Genomic DNA, 24,516 nt, shown 5'->3' on the forward strand with positions numbered 1-24,516 from the left:
AGATGAGTGTAATACTTACACAAACCGACACTACTGTCGGTTTTCTATCTCAAAATTCACAAAAACTTTATGAGATAAAATCTCGCCCTCAAACAAAGCCTTTTATAAAAGTATTTCAAAATTTTAATAGCTTTATAAAAGATTTTCACAGAGTGCCAAATAACAGAAAAAACTTAGTTCGTCGCTCTAAAAAAACCTCATTTATTGTTGGTAATTTCTCATTTAGAATTGCTAAACTTCCTCTTGATTCACAAATTCTAAGAGACTCTTCTTGGTTTTATTCTACCTCTGCAAATAGAAGCAGTGAGAGATTTGATAGGAACTTTTGTGAAGTAAAAGCTGATATAATAGTAGAAAACAAAGATGGTTTAGTTGAAAGCATCTCTTCAAAACTTATAAAATTAAACTCTAAAAAATTAAGAAGGTTACGATGACAAGAGCAATTCAAGCACTACTGACTGGTATGTTTATAACTTTTATATTAGACTTTTTTCTTTTTTTAGGAGTTATGCTTCACTATATAGAATTCTACAAAATAGACCTATATTACAATATTTTATTTGTAGACAATCAAAACTGGTATCTATTTTTCTTACTCTCTATAATTTTTGGATGGATGGTTATCTATATAAAAAATTATAAAATCGCTCTAATTCCAATAGTAGCAATATCTATATTTACCTCTCTTACTTTGTTTGAAGATTTTGGTTATATGGCAGGAGAGGCTATGTTTATGAAAAAAAATATCACTCTGCATAGTTCTAAATTCAGCTATAACGGCAATATTATCTATGATGGAAGGCAAGAGATTACTTTTTATCGCAATGATATATCTAAAATAGTAACTTTAAAGAAAAAGGATTTGATTTAATGAAACATATCTACTCAATAGCAAAAGGTGTAGCCCTTGGAAGCGCTGGAATAGCAATGATGAGCATTCTTGGCGGATGTGAATCAAACAAAAAAGAAGAGCAACATCAAAATAAATTTTTGGTAATTGAACAACAAGCAGATGGAAAATATATCGTTGTAGAAGAGATGCCAACTGATGGGCCAAGCAGAGCAATCATTCGAGAGATAGATGCAAACGGAAACAAAACAGAACGTTTCATGAATGAAGCTGAGATGAAGGCTTTAGCAGAACAGGAGTTTCAAAAAGTTCAAGATGGCACATCAGAGACTATGAGTAGTAACGAAGGAAGTGCAGGAATGGGACTAGCAGGAACAATTCTGGCAGTAGCAGCAGGTTCTCTTTTGGGAAATATGATAGGAAATGCTCTTATGAACAACAAAAACTTTGCATCTAAATCATCTGCCGTAAACAAAAGCGCTTATTCTCGACCAGCTAGTGGCGGATCAACAGGCAGTTCATCATCTGCTAAGAAGAGTTACTTTGGTGGCTCAAGCAGTTCATCAACTTCTACCAAATCATACGGGAGTTAATTTTTTGATAAATTTAACTAAAATAAAACCACTTCAAATAGAGCAACTAGAAGAGCTAGGTTTTACATGGCATACTGATAACGACAATAGCAAATATCTAAGCGATACTCTTGTAAATGTCACACACGATGAAGCAGAGGCTTACTATGAGGCTGCAAATGAGATATATGACATGTACGCAAAAGCAGCTGAGTATGTGATAGAAAATAATCTTTTTTTTGAACTAGGCATTCCTTTTAATCTCATAGAAGCTATAAAAAAAAGTTGGGAAAATGATGTTCACTGGCATATCTACTCTAGGTTTGACTTTGCTGGAGGAGTTGATGGAGCGCAGATAAAACTCCTAGAATTTAATGCTGATACACCTACCTCCCTATTTGAAACTGCACTATTACAATGGGGTTTATTAAAGAGCAACAACATGGATGAAGAGGAGCAGTTCAATAATCTGTACGAAGCTATAAAAGAGAACTTTAAACGTCTTATAACACTCTTTGAGGATACCGAGCTCTTTGATGAGAGGTATGATGGATGGAAGATACTATTTTCATCTGTAAGCGGAAATGATGAAGAAGAAGCGACTACAAGATTGCTTCAACAGATTGCAACTGATGCTGGTTTTAACACTGCTTTTGAGTATCTAGGAGATGTTAAGTTTGATGAAGATGGAATCTATGATAGAGACGATAACCAATACGAGTACTGGTTTAAACTCTACCCTTGGGAAGATATAGCAACCGATGAGCCTGAACTTGCCACAATGCTAACGACCATTATGCAAAATCAAAATGCAATCATCCTAAACCCTGCATATACGCTTCTTTTTCAATCTAAAGGGATGTTAAAAATACTATACGACCTCTTTCCAGATTCGCCATATCTGCTTAAAACATCTTTTGAGCCTTTGCATGGAATAAAACAAGTTCAAAAAACTGTTTTTGGTAGAGAAGGTGCCAATATAGAAATAATTGATGCTCATGGCGCAGTGCTCAACAAAGAGGATGGTCCATATAAAAATCATAAAAAAATCTATCAAGAGTATGTTGAGTTAAACAGAGATGCAAATGGAGAAAAATATCAAGCTGGAGTTTTCTTTGCCTATGAGGGAGCTGCTCTTGGATTTAGAAAAGGCGGAGAGATTTTAAACAATATGAGCAAATTTGTGGGACATGTTTTAGTATAAACACTCCCACACCTTTAACTATCTGCTTCCTTGTAGTTTTTGTTTGAGAATTATTTTACCAGACTCAACACCAGGTTGATTATAAGCGTCTATATACATAAATTTTGCACAAACAGAAGTAAGTAGTTCATACTCATACATAAGCGCTGCTATACTTCTCTCACTAACCCTGTCTATCGTAATAACATCACATGGAATATCGCCTAAATTTTGAATAGACTCTATTGTTGCATCTGCTTGTTTATTTATAAGTGATGAAAATTCTATATTATCTATATAGTTTAACTCTTCTAAACCTTTTAACTCTACCTGAGGAATTTTTAGGTTATTTTCAAAATCATTTACTTTGATTACGGTAACTGTTTTATCACGTCTGCCTTCAACTATAAGCTGTAAAAAAGAGTGCTGATCTATTGGTCCAATAATACCTATTGGCGTTAGTCCTTGTCTTGTTGCATTTATATCAATTTTGCCTAAACTCTCGCCCCAAAGCTGTATATACCAGTTGTTAAAACCATCAAGTCTTGACGAGTAAGAGAAAAGTACATTTATATTGAAGCTATTTTTATACTCTACAAAAAATCTAGCCTTCTTTACTATTCTTTCGTATGTATCTTCTTTGCTGAAAAACGAGTCATAAGCAGTTTTGGCACCATATAATAGTTCATCTATATCTATACCAATAATTGCTAAAGGGAGAAGTCCAACTGCACTAAAAACAGAAAATCTTCCTCCAACATTTTTTGGTATCTCAAAACTAACAATATCATTTGCCATCGCGTACTCACGGAGTTTTGAGTCACTCTCAGTTACAACTACTGTATTGTTTTTGTCACATTTAACCAAAGAGTTTATATATTTAAAGATAGAAACTGTCTCTATTGTGGTTCCAGACTTTGATATAACTATAAAAAGAGTATCGTCTAGGTCAATATTTTTTATCTTTGATTGTATATCTATAGGATCAGTCGTCTCTAAAAAATGCAGTTTTTTTGTTAAGTTTTTAGAGTATTTTAAAAACTTGTATATTGCATAAGTTCCAAGAGTACTGCCACCTATACCAATAACCACAATGTTTTTTTGCATAACTTTAGAAGCGTACTCTTTAAAGAGAGAGACATTTTGATGCACAAGGCTATAGTAGCCGATGTACTCTCTCTCCGCTTCTATTTGAGTAAAAACATCTTCATCTGAGATAGAAGGGTTAAAATTGTGCTGGTATTGCATCTCTACTCTTTAGTTTTGTTGTAAAAAAAGTTTGTAGCTTCCACAAAGCCATCTACGCCACCGCAGTCAAATCTTTTTCCTTTAAACTTATATGCGATGACTCCGCCTTGTTTTGCTTGTGTCAAAAGTGCATCTGTTATCTGAATCTCTCCGCCTTTACCAGGTTTTGTATCTTCTAAGATATCAAAAATATCAGGAGTTAAAATATATCTTCCTATAATTGCCAAATTTGAAGGAGCGTCTTTACTCTCAGGTTTTTCTACCATATTTGTAACTCTTAAAACACTATCTTCTTCTTCAAAACCAGCAACTATTCCATATTTATTACTATCTTCAAGCGGTATCTCTTCAACAGCCACGATAGAACATCTATATTTTTCATACAATTTTACCATTTGCGTTAAAACAGCTTCGCCATCATTATCACACAAGTCATCTGCTAAGATTACTGCAAAAGGCTCATCACCTACTAGAGTTTGTCCTGTTAAAATAGCATGGCCCAACCCTTTCATCTCAACTTGTCTCGTGTAAGTAATAGTACAGTTTTTAACGATATCACGTATCTCTTTCATAAGCAACTCTTTGGAAGTTCCATTTATCTGATGCTCAAGTTCATACGATCTGTCAAAGTGGTCTTCTATCGCGCGTTTTCCACGACCTGTCACTATCGCCATAGTGTTTATTCCTGCTTCTCTTGCCTCTTCAACGCCATATTGTAAAAGCGGTTTTGTTAGGATTGGCAACATCTCTTTTGGGATAGCTTTTGTTGCAGGAAGAAACCTTGTTCCATAACCAGCTGCTGGGAAAAGGCATTTTCTTATTTTTGTGTTATCTTTTGGCATTCCATAACCTCTTGATTTTAGATTTTTATTAATTTTATATATACCTATAAATCTCGAAAAACTTGTTTTTCGTAGCTTTAGGGGGTTGCAAGGGACTTTAGTCCCTGCCATTAAAACGGACGAGTTCGTTTTAATGCGTAATATCAGTTTTTTAACTTGTACACTTTGGCATGAGGGGTTAAAATAACCTCTTCAAACAGCATTCTATCATACTCTTGCAAAACTGATAACTGAATATAGAGCGAGTTATATGTTTTTTCATCAACAAGCAAAAATGTATTATAACTTGACATAAAAATCAAATTTAATTCACCATTTTGATTTACAAGTTGAACGTTTTTTGTAAACTTCATATTCTTGTCATAAGCACTCTGAACAACTCTTTTTATCGGAACTTTATTCTCATTTATCTTTACAATCATCTCTTTTAAATCAACAACAATTCCTTGAGATAAATTTAATATATTTTCTTCTTGCTTAAACTGTTTTGTTGCGTAAAAAAATGAGCGATTTTTCATATTTCCGTTCATCAAGTCAAGATTTGAGAACATCTCAACAGTTGGATAAATATCTATCATCCTATATGGAAGATAGAAGTAGATATCTCTTGTTTTTTTAGGAAGTTCAATGTCTCCTTCAAGAGAGAGTAAAAAATCATTTGTATCGCTAAAGCCATACTTTTTTGTCATCTCTTCTATATTTGAGAAGATAGTTAGGTTTTTATCTCTAATCATCTTCTCATTCTCTTTTTGAAACTTAAATTTTTCCTCACTGTATTCAACATCAAGTCTTGCAAGTTTTGCTGATACATCTTGAGGATTTGTAAGCATAAAGCTCACTGGAAAGTTCACATCTCCAGCATGTTTTCCGCCATCTATTAGAGTCTTTACATCACTATAGTATCTTATAGGATACCCATAATCCCACCATGCAATAACATAATCCTCTCTACTAGCTCTGCTTTTAAGCATATCTAGCACTTTTACCTCATCTGTGTTAAAAACTGTAGGAACTTTATACTCCTGAATATGAGCTATATTTGGAGTCAAGATGAGAAGTGTAAAAGCAGTCATTGATAGAAATTTTAATCTTTTAGTTGGCATAAAACGAGCTATCTCAGTTATTAGAAAAGCTACTCCAAAGGCTAAAACTGGAACTGCATAGATAGTAAATCTAAGTCCGCCGACATAAGCTAAAAATCCAAGCCCGACTAATGGAACTCCAAAGAGCATTACTCTATGTTTGTATGACAAATATATATATCCTGCGACAGAAGCTACAAATGTAATAACATGCCCACTGATTCTATCTGCAAATACATTAAAGGGTATATGCCCAGCTTCCCGCACAGTCTGCATAACAGAGTAGAAGTGAAGCTTCAAGCCCTCTTCTCCCATCATTAGAGCATCTTTAAAAACATAACCTTTTAATTGACTCCAGATAGGATTAAAACCTCCAGAGACAAAAAACAGAACAATAGAGAGGGCTAAAATATAGTGAACATATTTATCATACTGCTCTCTCTTGTAGAGAAAAAAGGCGATTAAAACAAAAATGGCCCTTATATAGCCATCAAACCCAACCATCGCAAACATCATAATTGCCAGTAGTTTATAGTTATAACTATTTTTTCTATCAAACAAAAGAGTATAAAGAAGTATCAGGGAAAAAAATGCACTCTCTAGTGAGTAGCTTTGCGGATACCACCATCTGTAAATTAAAATATCAACTGCTGTTATTAGTAGATATTTATCCTGATTTGTTCTGATTGCCCAGATAATAGACCATAACAAAAACATAGGAAGTACAATGTTTAACATATCCGTATCATAGTAGCCTATCATAGTTCTGTTGTAGTAACTATGAGCGATACTAGCTAGAAGTGCGGCAATAAAGCCCATCTCTAAGTTATCTATGCTCTTAGCGATTAATATTATTGGGATAACTATAAGCGAACCAAGAAAGATAGGCATAAAGAGGATAACGCTCTCAAAAGAGAACGGCAAGATATATGCAAAAAAAGCGCTCACCTGTGAAGCAGCTCTATCAACTGGAGAGAGGTCAAACTCTTGATGATTAAAACCATTTAAGATATCTCTGGCACCCTCAGCCCAGTAGTAGCCATCATTTGTGTTTATCATAAACTGACCATTAAACCAAAAAGGTTGATAATCTGAAAACTGATAAAACCAAATCATTCTAATGGCAACAGAAAAAAGAAATGCCAAAGCTATGTAGAGTAGTGTAACCTTTGTATCTTTTGTCAATGAATGCACTCGCTATCCTTAATTAAATCTCGTTATAAAGGCTATCTCTCTGGGTCGGAATAAAACCGCTGTTTTTAATAAGAGCTTTAAAATCTTCCAGCTTTACGCCATTGGCACTCTTTGCCCCTGCTGCGGAGTTTATAGACTCTTTTTCTATCGTTCCATCTAAATCATTTGCGCCAAACTCTTGAGCTACAAGGGCAAGATTTACAGTTGAAGTTACCCAATATGCTTTTAGGTTTGGCACATTATCCAAAACTATACGACTAATCGCCATTGTTTTTAAAATCTCATTTGCGGTTATTGGCTCTTTTATATTTAAGTAGTTATTCTCAGTTTGATATACAAGCGGAATAAAGCAGTTAAAACCACCAGTAATATCCTGAAGTTCTCTTATACGCATCATATGGTCTATTCGATTGGCACGACTCTCTATATGTCCAAAGAGCATAGTAACATTGCTTTTTTTGCCTCTCTCATGCCATTTTCTATGAATCTCAAACCACTGATCGGAGGTCACTTTGCCTTTGCAGATAAAATCCCTTACCTTCTCATCAAAGATTTCAGCTCCGCCACCAGGCATAGAATCAACTCCATTTTCAATCATCAAATCAAGTATCTCATCATAAGTTTTACCGTAGTGACGAGATAAAAAATCGACCTCAGCCGCAGTTAACGCTTTTACATGTAAGTGCGGATAAGCTGTTTTAATTTTTTTAAAAATCTCCAAATACCACTCTATCCCTGTATTTGGGTTATGAGCGGAAACGATATGAACCTCACTTGCGCCACGAGAGTCGATATCTTTGACTATTTCCATAATTTGTTCATGCGTCATTGTGTATTGATTTGGATTTTTTCTTGTTGCCGAATACGCACAAAATTTGCAAACATCGGCGCAGACATTAGTTGGATTTATATGACGATTTATATTGTAGTAAGTTTTTTTTCCATGCTTTTTTTTACGGATAGAGTCCGCTAAATCGCCAAGCTCAAAAAAATCCATCTCATAAAGCGAGAGAGCTTCATCAAAATCGATTCGCTCACCTCTTGATATCTTATCTCTTAGGCTCATAACTATTTTAATGCCTCAAATTTTGAGAGTTCATCTAGTTTTTCCCATGGATAATCACTCTGACCAACCTGCCCACGAGCCGCTACATCTGCATACAAAAATGTCTCTTTCGATGGATGGTCTAAATTGAATTTTCGTGTAATCCAATTTGGAGTTAGAGAGAAATTATCAAGAACAAATGTTGACAACTTATCATCATCCAAACCATCAATTACAGTTCCGTAAGTGTCAACTGCAACAGAAGTAGGACGAGCAACACCTATCGCGTAAGATATTTGAACAAGTGCTTTTTTTGCAACTCCTGCTGCGACTATATGTTTTGCAATGTAACGTGCCGCATAGAGTCCGCTTCTGTCAACTTTTGTATAATCTTTTGAACTCTGCGCACCGCCACCAATTGGTGCATATCCGCCAAAGCTATCAACTATAAGTTTTCTACCCGTAAGTCCTGAATCATGCAGTGAAGAGTGAGAAACATACTTTCCAGTTGGATTGATGTGAATGATACAGTCGTTTTTGTTATAAATCTCACTTGGAAGTCCTGCGTCATCTATAAGAGCTTGAATCAAAGCTCTTACGCTGATAATATCCATAGTATTTACGCATGGAGCGGACACTACGATAGTGTGGATTTTTTGCGGTTGGCACTTCTCGAAGTTCTCTTTTTTACCATAATCCATAGTAACTTGAGTCTTGATATCAACACCTAGTTTTGAAGGGTTTGCTTTTGCATAGTTGTAAACTTTTTCCATCAAAACTCTTGCGTAAGTTATAGCACTTGGCATATAGTTTTTTGTCTCTATATCGGCATAGCCAAACATGATTCCTTGGTCACCCGCTCCAATCTCGCCATCTTCTTGATCAACACCTTGATTAATGTCTGGAGATTGTGCGTTTAGGAGCACTTGGAGTTCTACATCTTCAGGATGCAGACACTCCTCTTTTGTAAAGTATGGATTACCATCATAGCCTATCTCCACAAGAGCATCATGAACGATTTTCTTATAATCTTCAGTAGTAACTCTAGTTTTTGAAGTTACCTCTCCGCCGATTACGATGTGCTTTCCTGCAACAAAAACTTCTGATGCAACTCTTGATTTTGGGTCTCCAATAATTAGTCTATCAACTATACTATCTGCGATTATATCCGCACATTTATCTGGATGCCCAGGACTAACTACTTCACTTGTAAAAAGGTACATATATTTCCTTGAGTTATTATCAGTGCACAAGGCTCTCGCCTTATGGACTAGTTTGAAAAGCCCCTTTTGATTTTGACCTAAAGGCCAGGTGCTCTCCACATTGAAGTCGTAATATTATCATCTACTAACTTTAATTGTACTGCATACGCTTTTTGGAACTTCTCTTTTATCTCATCATAAATTTTTTTATTTTCCATATTTGGTTCATATACTCTATCCCAAACAACGAGTTTTTTTGCAGCATCTGACATATCTTTATATACCCCAACTCCAACTCCAGCAGACATCGCTCCGCCGAGTGCTGTTGCTTCTGTAACTTGAGGAATTTTCACTCTGCACCCTGTTACATCAGAGAGTATTTGAGGCCAAAGAGAGCCCTTGGAAGCTCCTCCTGCAAAAACTATGGTGTCAAATTTTACACCCGTAAAATCTCTAATTTTATCAAGATTTATGGATGAGACTATAGCGGCATTTTCTTGCAAACTTCTAAACATTGAAGAGCGATTACAAATCTCTGGGTTTATATTAAGATTTAAAAAACTAGGCGCTGCGTGGTACCATTTGCCATACTTCATAGAGTCTGAAAATATAGGCATAATCCCATAAGAGCCAACTGGAATTTTGGAAGCCTTCTCCTCCATGATAGTATAAACATCTACGCCTCTCTCTTTTGCTTCAAGCTTCTCCATCTCACAAAAAGCATCTCTAAACCACCTCATCACCAAACCGCTAAAAAAGGTTATCCCCTCAGCTTGAGATTGGGAAGATATTACATGTGGGTTTACTCTTATACCCATGTCAAGTGGCGGAGGTGTATTTTTGTCTATATTTACCACTTGTTGCCAAAAAGAGCCACCCAAAACTGCTGCTTCTCCAACCTCGACAACACCAAGTCCAGCACTTCCCAACTGAACATCGCCACCACCCATGACAACTTTTGTACTTGTAGCTAGTGATGTTACAACAGAGGCCTCTTCTGTGACACTTCCCATCAGAGTTCCAACCTCTAAAACCTCGCCAAATATATCATACCTTAAACCCACTTTTCTCAACATATCACTCGACCAAGTACGGTTTTTTAATGAAAAAATCCCTGTTGTTCCACCATTACTTGGATCAGTAGCAATAACTCCGCTAAGACGAGCCAGTATCCAATCCCCTATCATAGAGATTTTAGCAACTCTCTCATAAAGCGCTGGTCTGTTGTTTTTTAGCCACAAGATTCTAGGAATAGCTCCAAGTGCAAAAGTCTGCCCAGACTCTGCGTAAAACTCCTCCTCTATGCCTTTAAAGTTCTCCTTTAGATAACCTACTTCTCTATCCGCTCTTGCATCAACATTTGCAACAGCCCAAAGTTCTCTGCCATCTTTATCATAAAGAACAATCCCCTCACGCATACTTGTAGCACTAAGAGCTAAAATATCTTCGCCCCTCAAGTTCGCTATCTCAAGAGATTCTCTTATGCACTCACACACCAAAATCCAGTTTGCATCAAAATCAAAACTCATAGAGTTAGCCACACCCTCCTCTTCCAAGTGCGTCCACTCTTTTTGAGAAACACTTATTTGATTGCCCAAAGTGTCAAATATTACGGCTCGTATGCTCCCAGTTCCTGCGTCTATTGCCATTAAGTAATTCATTCACATCTCCAATGTATTAAATATTTCTGTGTATTTAAATTGAATCAAATATCATTGCGTATATCTACATGCAGGATATCTATTGCATCCCCAAAAACTGTTCTTTTCATACTTTTCTTTGGCTTGTTTTGATTTCGCTTCTCTTAATACTAACAAACCTTCATTGCATCTAGGGCATTTTTGAGGCGTGTCTTGGATTTTTATATCCACAACATCTTCTTTTACATCTACATCCTCTTTTTTTAATTTAAACTTCTTTGTGTAGTCAAAATCTATTGGAGTGTGTGCATTTATAAGCAACTCTGCTATTTCTTTGGCTTTTTCAATGTTGTATGCTTTGCTTAAAAGAGTTATCGCCTTAAAAAAACCAACATTGTCTATCTCTTTATTTCTTTTTGAAACAAAACTGTCTCCTCGCTCAAACCTATCTGGTAGTATTTTATTTGTTATGTTTGTATTAGGATGGATTAAAACTTTGCTAGAAACTTCTATCCCGCCAAACATATCTACTCTTTTAGATAGCAAAGCATGAGAGTTTATAAACTCCTTTAAAACTAGTGCATGTCTTTTTGATTGTTCAAGCGGATTTGGATAGGTGTTTGTGTAGTTGTTGTTTTTCAAAGTTAAAGAACCGTCGTCATTAATAGTCATAGTCCCTTTTGCACTTTTAGTCTCCAGCAGTTCTATCCCTATTCTTGAAATCAAAATATGGTCAAACTGCGCCACTCTTCCATTGTACTCAAGCCTTATATCATGCAACAGTAGAACATTTTTACTTTTTTCAAAAGCAAAATCAAGATAATAAGCATTATCTATCTCAGCTTTATAACCAGCTTCAACCCTTTTTAAATCTGCATCAATCAACTTTTGCTGGGCTTGGCTTTTACTCTTGAAAAGCAAATCCCTAAGAGTTTCTATCTGTTTTGATTTGTCATCAATTTGCTTGAGTATCACTTATTACCTTCTTATAATTCACAAAATCATTAACCCAAAACCTCTAGCTCGTCGCTGTATTTGTCTTGGCAGTACTGCTCGTAACTATTTTTGTAGATTTTATAGTGCTCAGTTGCTTTATGCCCATCTAGTGCGGCTTCATCTCTCCATGTCTCAACTGCAAAGAACTTCTCTTCTCTATCCTTGCACTGAAAAATATCATAAAATATACATCCATCTTCTGCTTTAGAAGGTTTTACCATAGCACTTAAAAGCTCTTTCATCTTTTTTACGCCATCTTTTTTTGCTATGAATGTCACTTTTTTTGTAATTGTCATCTTTTTTTATCTCCTGTTTTGATTAATTTTTAGTCAGAGGATTATATCGAATTAGAATATAATAGGAAAAAAATTAAGGTTTTTATTTTGGATATAACTTTAGAAATTGAAAATCTCATAGAGAAAAATGGTAGCGATTTTGAACTCTCTAAACTTTTTAAAATATATATAAATGAGTATAAAAACTCCCTAAGTGAACTGTTTAAAAAGAGCCAAGGGAAGGACTTTTTAGTTCGCCACACAAAACAACTCGACTCTATCATCTCTTTGATGTACAAAACAATCTTAAGACGTATATTTGGCAACTATATACCTATGAGAAGCTCTATTCCTATCGCTATCGTAGCTCTTGGAAGTTATGGCAGGGAGCAGTTGTGTGTTAATAGCGATATAGATTTACTTATAGTTTATGAAAAAATCGATGGATTTAACAGCGAACTCATAATCGAGAAATTCTTCTACCTAGCCCTTGATGCTGGGCTAAAACTAGGTCATAGAGTTCATGAGGTAAATGATCTCTTTCGTGCAAGTAAAGAGGATATTACCATTAGAACTTCTCTTATGGAAGCAAGATTTATCACAGGCTCAACTCTAACATGGCACAGCGCTACAAATGCACTAACTAAGATACGTCTTCACAGCCAGAGAGAATTTATACTAGCAAAGATAAGCGAATCTCAACTAAGACATAAAAAGTACCCACAATCAATGCAACCAAATATAAAAGAGAGCGCAGGTGGGCTTAGGGATTCAAATCTTCTGTTTTGGGTAGCGCAGACCATCTATGGGGTAAAATCTCTAAAAGATTTAACTGGCTCTCTTTTTTTAGAAGATGAGTACAAAGAGTACAGAATCGCCCTAGAGTTGCTCTTTCGCGTAAGAAGCGCTCTTCATCTGATAACAAAAAAACAAGAAGACCGTCTCTTGCTTGAACTAGTTCCTGAAGTAAGCACCATGCTTGGATTTAAAAATCATACAAAAATGGTTACAAAAGTTCTTGAAGCGCAATGGCGCATAAGCAATTTTACGCAGATTTTTGTAAAAAAAATGGCTAGAGAGTTTATAGTAGATTTGTCTCAATTCTCAAAGATTAAAAGCGGACGTATATGCAGAGGAGTTTATCTACTAGATGATAGAGTTTATGCATCTTACAATCTTTTACCATTACCGCTAAATAGACTTCTTGAGATATTGGTTGAACTAGAAGACAAACCTTACAAATTTGATGCTGGATTTTTAAATCAACTTACATATACAAAGATAGAGTACCCCCTAAAAACAAAAACATATACCCTCATCAGAGAGCTTTTTAGAAAAAAACATACATATGAGTTCTTGAAACTTTTTTATGATGCAGGAATACTTCATCGCCTATTTCATAGCTTTAAAAAGGTGCTTCATATGCCACAGTTTGACGGCTACCATCACTACCCAGTTGATATTCACTCCATCAAATCGGTTGAAGCATTAGAAAACATTCAAGAACCTTTTATAAAAAATCTCTACGACTCTTTTAATGAAAATGAAAAATTACTTCTAAAAATTGTCACTCTTTTTCATGATAGCGGAAAAGGTAGAAGACAAGACCACAGTGAAGTTGGCGCAAAACTTATAGCACCATTTGCAAAAAAAATAAAGCTAAAAGATGAAGAGATCCAAAGGTGCACAACTCTTATAAAACATCATGTTACTATGAGCAATATAGCCTTTAAAGAGAATATTCACAACGAAAAAACGTTATATAAATTTATGTCAAACATAGAAGATGTGAAAAATCTAAAACTTCTATATGTTTTAACGTATGCCGATATTAACGGCGTTGGGGAAGGTGTTTTTAACTCATTTAACTCAAATCTTCTTTTTGAACTATACACAAATGCACTAGAAGCTGGTGAGAATTTTGGAAGAATAAATGAAGCAACAAAGAGAATAAATATAGAAAAACGTGTAGCAAAGCTTCCAGAGTTTCTAAATCTTCCTAAAGTTTTACAAAATAAACTTCTACACGTAGAATCAAATCTTTTCTTTTTTAAACATACTCCTCTTGATCTTATAAAAATAGCCACTACTGCAAAAGAGACACAAAAGTACAACTTTTCAATCAATACAGACAAATCTTTAAATATAGAAATATACAGAAAAATACCCCTAAACATAGGCTATCTTCTCGCAATGCTCAGTCATCTTGATGTAGCTTCTATGGAGATTTTCACACTCTTTGATGATGTGAAATACTTTAAGATAGAGTTTATAGAGCATGTTGATGAAAATGAGGCTTACCATATAGAAGAGATTGTAAATAATGCTTTTGATATGAGTAGACACGTTAAACTAAAAGATGTGAAAATATACTCAAATGAGATACAAATCGATTGTGAACACTCGCTCACACATGCTGAAATCACAGTAAACACACAAAATCAAAAAGGACTCTTAGCCTATATTATGGAGTGTTTTGAGGAGCTAAACATAAATATTGTAACTGCAAAAATTCACAGTACCAAGCATAAAGTAAGAGATAGCTTCTTAATCGAAAAACAAAATGATATATGCAATAATGTCGAGAAATTATATAAGACACTGATAACTAAAGGCAAATAATGTGCGGAATTGTTGGATATTTAGGAAAAAAAGAGACTAAAGAGATTTTGCTAGATGGGCTAAGAGAGCTTGAATATCGTGGATATGACTCAGCTGGAATAGCAGTTTTGGAAAATGGGCAATTCTCAAACTACAAAGCAGTAGGTAAACTCATCAATCTTGAAGCTAAAACTAAAGATTTTAAAACAAATGGCTTTGCTATTGGTATTGGTCATACAAGATGGGCGACACATGGAAAACCAACAGAGCTAAACGCTCATCCGCATTTAGGCGAATGTTCTTATGTAGTTCATAACGGTATTATTGAGAACTACGCAACTCTTAAAAAAGAGCTTCAAAATAGTGGAGTAACTTTTTTAAGCCAAACAGACACAGAGGTAATAGTTCATCAGTTTGAGAAGAATCTAAAATTATGCAAAGATAGTTTTGAAGCCTTCGCTAAAACCATAAAAGAGCTTCATGGAGCTTATGCTATCTTACTTGTGACAAAATCAAATCCTGACACAATCTTTTTTGCAAAACATGGCTCACCTATGCTTATTGGTATAAATGAAGAAAATGAAAAATACTTTGCCTCTTCAGACACCCCTCTAATTGGGCATTGCAAGAGCGTTTCTTACTTTGAAGATGGAGATTTTGGTTATGTGACTTCTGATGAAATAGCTATTTTTAACACTCAAGGTATAAAAAAAGATGCTAAATTCACACCATTGTCTCAAAACAAACTTCTTGCACAAAAAGATGGTTTTAGATTTTTTATGGAGAAAGAGATTTATGAGCAGAGCGTTGTAATCTCAGATACTTTAATGGGAAGAGTCGGCGAGGATGAGATTATCTTTGATGAGCTTGACCCTGCCCTCTTTGATGGAATTACTGAGATAAAGCTATGTGCCTGTGGTACTTCGTATCACTCCGCTATGAGTGCTTCTTACCTGTTTGAGCGTTATTCAAAGATAAAAACATCACTAGAGATTGCAAGTGAGTTTAGATATAGAGACCCTATTATGACAAAAGATACGCTCTTTGTAGTAATCTCTCAAAGTGGTGAAACTGCTGATACTCTTGAAACGCTAAAGATGGCAAAAGCAGCTGGGCTTAAAACTCTTGTAATCTGTAACGTTGACAACTCATCTATGGTAAGAGTCGCCGATGCTTCTATCCTTACCCGCGCAGGAATTGAAAAAGGTGTCGCTTCAACTAAAGCATTTGCCACACAAGTTGTTGTTTTTTGGATGCTATCTTTATATGTTGCAAAAATTAAAGGCTCTCTTAGCAGAGCAGAGATAGCTTCACATATCTCGACTCTCAGAGAAGTCCCTTCGCATGTAAGAGTAAGCGATGAGATGCACGAGAGAATAAAAAGACTCTCTAAGAGATACCTTCATGGTCATGGGTTTTTCTTTATAGGTAGAGATATATTTTATCCTCTGGCATTAGAGGGTGCGCTAAAACTAAAAGAGATTTCATATCTTCATGCAGAGGGGTATCCAGCTGGCGAGATGAAACATGGTCCTATTGCACTAGCAGACCCTGAGCTATTTACTATCGCCCTACTTCCAAAACATCTTCACTATGAAAAATCAAAAAGCAATGTTGAAGAGTTGAGTGCTAGAGATTCTACTATCTGCGCGATTAGTCAGATACCATTTGATAAAGCGGATGATTTTATAGAGATTACTCCATGTGAGAGTTATATGCTTGAGTTTTTTGAGATGATGGTAGTTGTACAACTTCTCTCGCTAGAAATTTCTATAAGACTTGGAAATGACGTTGATATGCCTAGAAATCTGGCAAAAAGTGTAACAGTAGAATAATTGTTTCTTATTTAAAACTACATTTAATAATTTCTTAGGTACTATAAAAAAAATTATTAAAAAGTGATTTCAAATGACAACAAAATCTAGACTTTTAGTTATTGTTACTTTTATGCTTCTTGCATTAACAGTTGCGACGATTATAAACATTTCTCTAAATTTTAGAGACTATAGCATCAACAGTGCCGTTGAAAAATCTCAAATGGCTGCCAATATCGTAAAAGATGGCTTAACGGCGCATATGGTCAATGGCATAATGGATAAAAGACAATATTTCTTAGACAAAATTGCCACGAGTAACAACATCAAATCTCTTTGGATTGCAAGAGGAGAAAAGGTTATCTCCCAATACGGAGAAGGCCTATCTTCTGAAGCCATGCGAGATGCCATTGATGAAGAAGTTTTAAAAACAGGTGAGAGTGTTAAAAAAATCACTGAAAATACTAAAAACACAATTTTAAGAGTAACCATTCCATATAAAGCTTCAACTCCAGTTGATAACACAAACTGTATCTCATGCCACAATGTAAATAGAGGAGACACTCTTGGTATCATAAGTATGGAGTTTGATATAAGCGACATGAGAAGCAGCGGTATGATGACTATTTTAAAAATATTAGGTATAAACCTTCTATTTATAATTGTTGTTCTGCTTCTTATCAACTATTTTGTAACACCATATATGAATCTTTTCACAAATCTCCAAGATGGAATTAGAAAAGCATATCGCGGAGATTTTACACATAAATTTATCTCAAAAGTCGGCGGTGATGCAAAAAGTGTTGTCGAGCAGATGAACTCACTATTTACAAAAATGCAAGAGACATTTGGAGATATAAAATACAATCTTGCTACTTTTATACCTCAAGGAAGTGTTTCTTTAAGCGATCCACTACATGAAGCAAAAACTATCATAAGTGAATTATCTGATATCTATAAATTTAAAAAAACTATCGAACTTGATGGCTCAAAAGATGAAGTATATACGAGAATAGTTGACATACTTAAACTAAAATATCATGTAGGTCACTTTGCATTTTATGAAGTGAACAATGTTACATCTGAGAGAAAATTAATATATAGCACAGATGAAGAAAATATCTGCTTTGAAAAAACAAATAAAAATGCCTTAGAGTGCAGAGCATTTAGAACAAATACGGTTACGATTTCAACAGAGTTTCCAAATCTATGTCAAGCTTGTGTAAGTCTAAATCTTGACTATGTTTGTATCCCTTTTAATATAAACCACGATATATCATTAACTGTATCTATGACATCTGGCAACAGAGAAGAAGTTGATCTTATGAAGAAAAACATCTCAAGCATAAGACACTATCTTGAAGCTGCGAAACCTGTTATTGAGAGCCAAATATTGATGGGTAAACTTAGAGACACTTCACTTCGCGATGGAATGACTGGACTTTATAACAGAAGATTCCTAGAAGAAGTTATTGATAAAATTATGAGCCAAGCAAATAGAAACAAAGAGACATATTCAGTTCTTATGTTGGACGTTGACTTCTTTAAAATGGTAAATGACACATATGGGCATGATGTAGGCGATAAAGTAATTGTAGCACTTGCAAAAGTATTAAAGAGCTCTATCCGTGAGTCTGATTTAGCTATTCGTTATGGAGGAGAGGAGTTTGTTATTCTTCTTAGTAACGCAACAGATGAGGGAACTATGCAGGTTGCAAATAAGATACACTCTGGATTTGCAGCACTCTCTTTTGATGTTGGTTCATCAGAGACACTCAAAAAGACCATAAGCATAGGAATATCAAAATTCCCAACAGATGGGGACACTATATGGAAATGTATAAAATATGCAGATATTGCGCTATATGAAGCAAAAAATACAGGAAGAAATAAGATAGTAGAGTTTCATGCAGATATGTATAAAAGCGGGGATGAGTTTTAATTAAGAAGTAGGGATAATTTAATTAATCCCTACAGTGCTTTATAGGCATCTTGCCTATAAAAGCTATTTACATACTACAAGCAGATACGCCTGGAGGAGTTGTTGGCTGAACGCTCTCATTACTCGCTCCACCTTTTGCATTTACTTCTTCAATAGTTGCCCACACAGAAGCAGCCGCAGCCATGTAACGCTTTGCACTCTCACTTGTTGGATTCACAAAAGTAATAGGCTTACCCTCATCTCCACCAGTTCTAATACTAGGCTCGATTGGAATCTCTGCAATTATCTTTGTATCAAACTCTTTAGCCATAGGACCAGATGTTCCTTTTCCAAAGATATCATACTCTACACCAGTATCTGGAGCGATAAAACCACTCATATTTTCAACTATACCAGCTATTGGAATATTTAATTTTTTAAACATATCTAATGAACGACGAGAGTCATCAAGAGAAACAGTTTGTGGTGTTGTAACAGTAAGACCAGCAGTTACAGGTACACTTTGAGCCAGTGTTAGTTGTGCATCACCAGTTCCTGGAGGCATATCGATAACTAAAACATCTAAATCACTCCAAAGAATATCTCTTAAGAATTGCTCGATAGCTTTCATAATCATAGCACCACGCCACATAAGTGATTGTCCTGGCTCCATAAGTGAACCCATTGACATAACTTCAATACCATACGCTTTCATTGGAAGAACTTTATTTCCAGTAACTTCAGGTTTTTGATCTTCAATACCCATCATACGAGGGATATTTGGACCATAGATGTCTGCATCTAAAAGTCCTACTTTTTTACCTTGTGCAGCAAGAGCGATAGCTATATTTACAGACGTAGTTGACTTTCCAACTCCACCTTTACCAGAGCTTACCATTAAAAAGTTTTTAATATGTGGAGCGATATTTTTATTTTTTGGTTTTTGAGCTTCTGGCATTTTTGGAGCTTTTACGTTTACAGTAACGTTAGTTGCACCAACTGCTTTTAACTCTTTTGTCGCATCATCAGTAATTTGCTGAGCAACTTCTGGAGCACTTGAAGTAATGTCTACATTAAAACTTACATCACTTCCATTTATCTCTATACTGTTAACAAAACCAAAAGTAACTATATCCTTTGTAAAACCAGGATATAAAACTTTTGATAGTGCTGAATTTACAATATCTTTAGTCATATCTATCATTTCCTTTATAATTTTTATTTTTGTAACTCTACCATAATTAAATAAGACAAAAATTATCCTATATCAATTAATCCTCTTTCTTAAGCTCCCAGAGCTTCACGCTCTTTAACCTCTCTAGCAATTTGCTCAATCGCTTCAGGATTATCCATAATGCTTTGAGTTATCTTATATGAACAAAATTTAGGTCCACACATTGAACAAAACTCAGCCTCTTTAAATACATCTTGAGGAAGTGTCTCATCATGGTACTCTCTTGCTCTCTCACTATCGAGTGCTAACTCAAACTGTCTCTCCCAGTTAAAGCTGTATCTTGCATCGCTCATCTCATCATCTATATCTCTAGCACCTTTGCGTCCACGAGCAATATCTGCTGCATGTGCCGCAATTTTATATGCAATGATACCTGCACGAACATCTTCTGCATTTGGCAGACCTAAATGCTCTTTTGGTGTTACATAACAGAGCATACTAGCACCATGCCATCCGCCAACAGCCGCACCGATAGCTGAACTTATATGATCATATCCAGCCGCAATATCTGTTACCAAAGGTCCCAAAATATAAAATGGCGCTTCATGGCAAAGTTCGCGCTGAAGTTTCATATTGCGCTCAACCTGATTTAACGGAACATGTCCAGGACCTTCTATCATAACCTGAACATTTTTCTCCCAAGCTCTTAGAGTCAAATCACCTAAAACCTTAAGCTCACCTAGTTGCGCATCATCACTTGCATCGGCTAAACATCCAGGACGTAGGGAATCTCCAAGACTCAAAGATACATCATATTTTGCACAAATATCTAAAATATCATCAAATGCCGTATAAAATGGGTTTTCTCTATGGTAGTGCATCATCCAAGCAGCCATCAAACTTCCGCCACGGCTTACTATTCCCATCTTTCGTTTTGCAATTTTTGGCATAGTTTCAAGTAAAAAACCAGCATGTATCGTAAAGTAACTAACACCCTGTTTTGCCTGACGCTCTAGTACTTCAAGCATAACTTCTATGCTTAAATCCTCTATCTTGTTTCCTACATCATGAAGAATTTGATAAATTGGCACTGTGCCTATTGGAATCTTTGAAGATGCTATTACAGCTTTACGTATCTCATCTAAATCTCCACCAGTAGATAAATCCATAGCAGTATCAGCTTTGTAATGCTGAGAAACCTGCATCTTCTCAACCTCTCCTTGAACATCTGAGGCAATTGCAGATGAGCCGATATTTGCATTTATCTTACATGTAGCAGCGATTCCTATTGCCATGGGCTCAAGTGTTGTGTGGTTTACATTTGCTGGAATTATCAATCTTCCTCTTGCAATTTCGCTACGAACTAACTCTGGGGATAGTTTTTCCAGCTTTGCAACGTACTCCATCTCTTGTGTAATAATGCCTTGTTTTGCGTAATACATTTGTGTCTTTACAGCATCGTCTTTACGCTTTTCTACCCACAATGATCTCATGGTTGTCTCCTTTAAAAATTATATATATCGTATGTTAAGTCATTGGAAATATAATCAAATAAAGTTAATCTAATATTAACTCTATTATTTGATTTCATAATTTATAATAATAGAGTGGATGTTTTATAGTAACAATTGCCCTCTTCAAGATAAAAAAAAGCTTTTGGTGTGTATAATTTCGTAACACTATAAAATTTTAGGGGTTTGATTGTCAACTATAACACTCATCTTATTAGCAGCTGGTAGTTCTTCACGTTTTGGGCTTGATATGAAGAAGCAGTGGCTTCGAATAGATACTCAGCCATTGTGGCAATTTGTAGCAAATAGATGCGAAAAAACAGACCTTTTTAACAAAATTATTATAACCTCTTCACTTGATGACATAGAGTTCATGAAAAACTATGCAGATTACACATTTATAGAGGGTGGACAAACGAGACAGCAATCTCTAAAAAATTCCCTTGCACACGTAGATACAGAGTATGTCCTTGTAAGTGATGTTGCTCGTTCTTGCATAGATGAAGCTTTTTTAAACACAATCATCTCTCACATAGGTAAAAGTGATTGCATTGTTCCTTTTCTAAACATAACAGATACTATCGTGTATGACGGTAAAACGATAGATAGAGAACGCGTAAAAAGAGTTCAAACTCCTCAACTCTCACTAACATCTGCTCTAAAAGAAGCCCTTTTAAGTAAAGAAGAGTTTACTGATGAGAGTAGCGCTATTGTCGCGAATGGTGGAAGCAGAGAGTTTATTTTAGGAGAAGAGAGTGCTCATAAAATAACTCATATAGAGGATTTAAAAAAACTCACTTGTCTTACTCCTCCATCAAACGACACTCTAAGTGGTGTTGGTTTTGATGTTCACGCCTTTGATGATAAAGGTGAGATGTTTCTTGGCGGTATAAAGATAGATTCTGCGTATGGATTTCTTGCTCATAGCGATGGAGATGTAGCCATACACGCCCTAATTGACGCTCTTCTTGGCGCGGCAGGTATGGATGATATCGGGATGATGTTTCCTGATAATGATGCAAAATATAAAGGGGCGGATTCTAAAGAACTATTAAAGAGTGTTGTTACAAAACTTCGCCATTTTGGGTTTGTTATAGTAAATGTAGATATAACTATCGCAGCTGAGAAACCAAGAATCGGAAACTATAAAATGGCGATGAGAAAAACACTAAGTGCTCTTTTAAATATACAAAGTCAAAGAGTAAACATTAAAGCTACAACAACTGAAAAACTCGGTTTTATCGGCAGAGGTGAAGGTGTGGGCGTAATTGCAAATGCAAATTTAAAATATTTTGATTGGACAAAGATTTGAAGATACTTATAATAGAAAATGAAGTTTATTTAGCCCAGAGTATTGCTACTAAGTTAAGTGAATTAGGTCATGTGTGTGAAATGTGTACATCTACAAGAGATGCGATAAAAAGTAACAACTATGATGTTGTACTTCTCTCAACAAACATAAATGGCCAAGATTTTAATCCTGTAATTGAGACATTTAAAAAATCTATCATTATCTTAATGGTATCTTACATAAGCAATGACACCGTTTCAAAACCTTTATCTGCAGGTGCAAAAGACTACATTCTTAAACCTTTTATGATTGAGGAACTTATTAGAAAAATAAACCACTATCAAGATTATGAAAAATTAAAAAAGAGAAATGTTGCGTATGACAAATATCTAACACACAATTTCTCATCACTATCTAGTGAACATAACTTTGACAATGTTGAACTTCCAATCTTTATCTCAAGTGCTTATCAAAAACATGCTGACTCGTTTGCCTTCGAGTATGCAAAGAAAAAAAATCTTCCACTTCACTTTATAACTCTTAGTGATTCAAAAGCTCTTAGTGAAATTGAGTCTATAACTGACAATTCTCTTGTTTATATAATTGATTTACAAATACTTAAAAAAGCTGAGAGAAAAGTACTTTACGCTCTACTTGAAAATAAAAAAGCGATTATCTCAAGTACAGATAAGATAGAAGATGATGAATTTTCCGTTATTGAGATGAAGAGTGAAAGCAATGTCTTTGATCAAGGCGAAATTCTGCCTATTGAAGAGTATGTAAAGTTTATAGTTTTAAATTATCAGCATAAATTTCCAGATACAGAACTATCAAAAAAGCTAGGGATAAGCCGTAAGAGCTTATGGGAAAAGCGAAAGAAGTATGACATTGTTAAGAAAAAATAAAACACTTCTTATTGACAAAGAAGCAGCTTCTGCACTTGAACTCTTAAAAGACGGGCTACTATCACCTGTTGAATCACTAATGAATGAAGAACAGAGTAAAAATGTCCTAAAAACTGGTCTCTTCAATGGCAAATCATTTCCTTTTCCGTTTCTTCTAGCGCCTTCTGGAAAAATGAATGCAGAGGTTCTTGCTTCGCTTGAGAAAGATGAAGAGGTTACTATTATTTTTGACGATAAGCCATTTGCTTATTTAAAAGTTGATAGTGTTTTTCATATCGATCCAAGCGAGAGAATAAAGCAAATCTATGGAACTGATGACATCTCCCATCCAGGAGTTTTTGCAACACTTAAAAGAATTGGCTCTTTGGCAGTATGTGGAGAGTATACACTAGCAAATAGGTCAAGCAATAACAACAAACAGATAATAGAAGAAGCAAAAAAACTTATAGATGCAAAACATACAACAGCCCTTGTAATGGCTGCAAATCCTCTTCACCGTGCTCATGAAAAGCTGATTCGACAAACTCTAGAACATACAGATTTACTTGTTATATTTTTATTGAAACCATATACAGAATCAAATTTAAGCTATAACATTAGAAAAGAGACGCTTGACTATTTTATAAATAATTTTCTTACAAAAAATCACGTAGTTATTGTTCCATTGGAAAACAGCTATATATTTGCTGGTTACAACGAGATAATCATTGATGCTATAGTTGCTAAAAATTATGGCTGTGACAAACTAACAATTGGACGAAATCATGCAGGTCTTGGGATGTTTTACGACTGTAACTCAAATAAATCAATAGTTGATAAAGTCGTGGGCATAGAGATAGAGATAACAGTAGCAAGTGAGTACGTATACTGCGATAAATGCACAACACTTGTTAGTAAAAATACTTGTCCTCATGGGCAACATCATCAGATTTCATACCATGCTACTTCTATTTTGGAACTTCTTGAACTTGGCATACTGCCACCTACGATTCTTATAAGAAAAGAGATTTCAGCTGTAATCCTCTCAAAACTTCATCAAAAAAGATTTAAAAATCTTGAAAAACTATACTACGATATTCTACCTAGTGAAGGTCTTTTAGAAGAGCACACAGAAAATGATTTTTATCTTGAACTTATGAAACTTTATCAAACAACATCACTGACATAGGA

Annotated in this window: 20 protein-coding genes; 10 read left to right on the forward strand and 10 right to left on the reverse strand. The window is 35.2% G+C overall.

Translation table 11 applies throughout. From position 1 onward, the window contains the following. Window positions 1-2: 2 nt before the first annotated feature. Genes AC6H33_RS08095 through AC6H33_RS08110 form a run of 4 tightly spaced genes read left to right on the forward strand, consistent with a single transcriptional unit; the run spans window position 3 to window position 2,626 of the window. Window positions 3-434, forward strand: coding sequence for a Sua5/YciO/YrdC/YwlC family protein (locus tag AC6H33_RS08095; RefSeq protein WP_497604377.1), 432 nt, complete (start codon window positions 3-5; stop codon window positions 432-434). After that, complete coding sequence (locus AC6H33_RS08100) at window positions 431-871, forward strand: hypothetical protein (protein WP_497604378.1); 441 nt, start codon at window positions 431-433, stop codon at window positions 869-871. The genes AC6H33_RS08095 and AC6H33_RS08100 overlap by 4 nt, the downstream gene beginning before the upstream one ends. After that, window positions 871-1,443: a Cj0371 family chemotaxis-regulating polar lipoprotein gene (locus AC6H33_RS08105; RefSeq protein WP_497604379.1), complete on the forward strand. Its 573-nt coding sequence runs from the start codon at window positions 871-873 to the stop codon at window positions 1,441-1,443. Before AC6H33_RS08100 ends, AC6H33_RS08105 begins: the two co-directional genes overlap by 1 nt. 4 nt (window positions 1,444-1,447) lie before the next feature. Then, complete coding sequence (locus AC6H33_RS08110) at window positions 1,448-2,626, forward strand: glutathionylspermidine synthase family protein (protein WP_497605991.1); 1,179 nt, start codon at window positions 1,448-1,450, stop codon at window positions 2,624-2,626. Window positions 2,627-2,644: 18 nt separating this feature from the next. On the opposite strand, the gene AC6H33_RS08115 is transcribed toward AC6H33_RS08110, so the two are convergent. The 8 genes from AC6H33_RS08115 to AC6H33_RS08150 all read right to left on the reverse strand — a co-directional run bounded on the left by AC6H33_RS08115 (window position 2,645) and on the right by AC6H33_RS08150 (window position 12,150). Continuing rightward, entirely contained in the window at window positions 2,645-3,853 is a 1,209-nt protein-coding gene (locus AC6H33_RS08115; RefSeq protein ID WP_497604380.1) for a glucose-6-phosphate isomerase, read from the reverse strand. A gap of 2 nt (window positions 3,854-3,855) precedes the next feature. Then, entirely contained in the window at window positions 3,856-4,695 is an 840-nt protein-coding gene (gene galU / locus AC6H33_RS08120; RefSeq protein WP_497604381.1) for a UTP--glucose-1-phosphate uridylyltransferase GalU, read from the reverse strand. Window positions 4,696-4,838: 143 nt separating this feature from the next. Then, on the reverse strand, window positions 4,839-6,971 hold the full coding sequence (locus AC6H33_RS08125) for an STT3 domain-containing protein (protein WP_497604382.1): 2,133 nt from the start codon (window positions 6,969-6,971) through the stop codon (window positions 4,839-4,841). A gap of 13 nt (window positions 6,972-6,984) precedes the next feature. Beyond that, window positions 6,985-8,037, reverse strand: coding sequence for an aminofutalosine synthase MqnE (gene mqnE, locus AC6H33_RS08130; RefSeq protein ID WP_497604383.1), 1,053 nt, complete (start codon window positions 8,035-8,037; stop codon window positions 6,985-6,987). 2 nt (window positions 8,038-8,039) lie between these two features. After that, window positions 8,040-9,239, reverse strand: a complete 1,200-nt coding sequence (gene metK / locus AC6H33_RS08135) for a methionine adenosyltransferase (protein ID WP_497604384.1) — start codon at window positions 9,237-9,239, stop codon at window positions 8,040-8,042. A gap of 77 nt (window positions 9,240-9,316) precedes the next feature. Beyond that, window positions 9,317-10,879: an autoinducer-2 kinase gene (gene lsrK / locus AC6H33_RS08140; RefSeq protein WP_497604385.1), complete on the reverse strand. Its 1,563-nt coding sequence runs from the start codon at window positions 10,877-10,879 to the stop codon at window positions 9,317-9,319. 51 nt (window positions 10,880-10,930) lie between these two features. Next, a complete protein-coding gene (locus AC6H33_RS08145) occupies window positions 10,931-11,833 on the reverse strand; it encodes an NERD domain-containing protein (RefSeq protein WP_497604386.1) in 903 nt (300 codons plus the stop codon). Between the two features lie 29 nt (window positions 11,834-11,862). After that, the gene (locus tag AC6H33_RS08150) at window positions 11,863-12,150 is read right to left on the reverse strand and encodes a putative quinol monooxygenase (protein WP_497604387.1); all 288 of its coding nucleotides are present in this window, start codon (window positions 12,148-12,150) and stop codon (window positions 11,863-11,865) included. A gap of 87 nt (window positions 12,151-12,237) precedes the next feature. Between AC6H33_RS08150 and AC6H33_RS08155 the strand changes: the two genes are divergently transcribed. From AC6H33_RS08155 to AC6H33_RS08165, 3 genes are all read left to right on the forward strand, one after another. After that, entirely contained in the window at window positions 12,238-14,751 is a 2,514-nt protein-coding gene (locus AC6H33_RS08155) for a [protein-PII] uridylyltransferase family protein (RefSeq protein WP_497604388.1), read from the forward strand. Continuing rightward, window positions 14,751-16,565: a glutamine--fructose-6-phosphate transaminase (isomerizing) gene (gene glmS / locus AC6H33_RS08160; RefSeq protein WP_497604389.1), complete on the forward strand. Its 1,815-nt coding sequence runs from the start codon at window positions 14,751-14,753 to the stop codon at window positions 16,563-16,565. Before AC6H33_RS08155 ends, glmS begins: the two co-directional genes overlap by 1 nt. Before the next feature lie 73 nt (window positions 16,566-16,638). Continuing rightward, window positions 16,639-18,486 carry a GGDEF domain-containing protein gene (locus AC6H33_RS08165; RefSeq protein ID WP_497604390.1) on the forward strand — a complete coding sequence of 616 codons (1,848 nt, stop codon included), beginning with the start codon at window positions 16,639-16,641 and terminating at the stop codon, window positions 18,484-18,486. Window positions 18,487-18,553: 67 nt separating this feature from the next. Here the strand turns inward: AC6H33_RS08165 and AC6H33_RS08170 are convergent, their stop codons facing one another. Both AC6H33_RS08170 and thiC read right to left on the reverse strand, forming a co-directional pair. After that, window positions 18,554-19,660 carry an Mrp/NBP35 family ATP-binding protein gene (locus AC6H33_RS08170; protein ID WP_497604391.1) on the reverse strand — a complete coding sequence of 369 codons (1,107 nt, stop codon included), beginning with the start codon at window positions 19,658-19,660 and terminating at the stop codon, window positions 18,554-18,556. An 89-nt stretch (window positions 19,661-19,749) separates the two neighbouring features. Further along, on the reverse strand, window positions 19,750-21,132 hold the full coding sequence (gene thiC, locus AC6H33_RS08175) for a phosphomethylpyrimidine synthase ThiC (protein ID WP_497604392.1): 1,383 nt from the start codon (window positions 21,130-21,132) through the stop codon (window positions 19,750-19,752). Window positions 21,133-21,340: 208 nt separating this feature from the next. Here thiC and AC6H33_RS08180 point away from each other — a divergent pair, with 208 nt between their 5' ends. The 3 genes from AC6H33_RS08180 to AC6H33_RS08190 are packed head-to-tail and all read left to right on the forward strand — an operon-like array spanning window position 21,341 to window position 24,514. Further along, entirely contained in the window at window positions 21,341-22,462 is a 1,122-nt protein-coding gene (locus tag AC6H33_RS08180; RefSeq protein WP_497604393.1) for a bifunctional 2-C-methyl-D-erythritol 4-phosphate cytidylyltransferase/2-C-methyl-D-erythritol 2,4-cyclodiphosphate synthase, read from the forward strand. Then, window positions 22,459-23,346, forward strand: a complete 888-nt coding sequence (locus tag AC6H33_RS08185; protein WP_497604394.1) for a response regulator — start codon at window positions 22,459-22,461, stop codon at window positions 23,344-23,346. Before AC6H33_RS08180 ends, AC6H33_RS08185 begins: the two co-directional genes overlap by 4 nt. Beyond that, window positions 23,324-24,514 (forward strand): sulfate adenylyltransferase, encoded by a 1,191-nt coding sequence (locus AC6H33_RS08190; protein WP_497604395.1) that lies wholly within the window; start codon window positions 23,324-23,326, stop codon window positions 24,512-24,514. Before AC6H33_RS08185 ends, AC6H33_RS08190 begins: the two co-directional genes overlap by 23 nt. Window positions 24,515-24,516: the final 2 nt, after the last annotated feature.

The sequence above is a fragment of the Sulfurimonas limnophila genome (genome assembly GCF_059705345.1).

Coding starts and splice junctions, on each gene's coding strand:
- thiC (WP_497604392.1), bottom strand. CDS start 21,132: ATGAGATCATTGTGGGTAGAAAAGCGTAAAGACGATGCTGTAAAGACA.
- AC6H33_RS08190 (WP_497604395.1), top strand. CDS start 23,324: ATGACATTGTTAAGAAAAAATAAAACACTTCTTATTGACAAAGAAGCA.
- AC6H33_RS08115 (WP_497604380.1), bottom strand. CDS start 3,853: ATGCAATACCAGCACAATTTTAACCCTTCTATCTCAGATGAAGATGTT.
- lsrK (WP_497604385.1), bottom strand. CDS start 10,879: ATGAATTACTTAATGGCAATAGACGCAGGAACTGGGAGCATACGAGCC.
- AC6H33_RS08100 (WP_497604378.1), top strand. CDS start 431: ATGACAAGAGCAATTCAAGCACTACTGACTGGTATGTTTATAACTTTT.
- AC6H33_RS08105 (WP_497604379.1), top strand. CDS start 871: ATGAAACATATCTACTCAATAGCAAAAGGTGTAGCCCTTGGAAGCGCT.
- AC6H33_RS08165 (WP_497604390.1), top strand. CDS start 16,639: ATGACAACAAAATCTAGACTTTTAGTTATTGTTACTTTTATGCTTCTT.
- AC6H33_RS08095 (WP_497604377.1), top strand. CDS start 3: ATGAGTGTAATACTTACACAAACCGACACTACTGTCGGTTTTCTATCT.
- metK (WP_497604384.1), bottom strand. CDS start 9,239: ATGTACCTTTTTACAAGTGAAGTAGTTAGTCCTGGGCATCCAGATAAA.
- AC6H33_RS08170 (WP_497604391.1), bottom strand. CDS start 19,660: ATGACTAAAGATATTGTAAATTCAGCACTATCAAAAGTTTTATATCCT.
- AC6H33_RS08150 (WP_497604387.1), bottom strand. CDS start 12,150: ATGACAATTACAAAAAAAGTGACATTCATAGCAAAAAAAGATGGCGTA.
- galU (WP_497604381.1), bottom strand. CDS start 4,695: ATGCCAAAAGATAACACAAAAATAAGAAAATGCCTTTTCCCAGCAGCT.
- mqnE (WP_497604383.1), bottom strand. CDS start 8,037: ATGAGCCTAAGAGATAAGATATCAAGAGGTGAGCGAATCGATTTTGAT.
- glmS (WP_497604389.1), top strand. CDS start 14,751: ATGTGCGGAATTGTTGGATATTTAGGAAAAAAAGAGACTAAAGAGATT.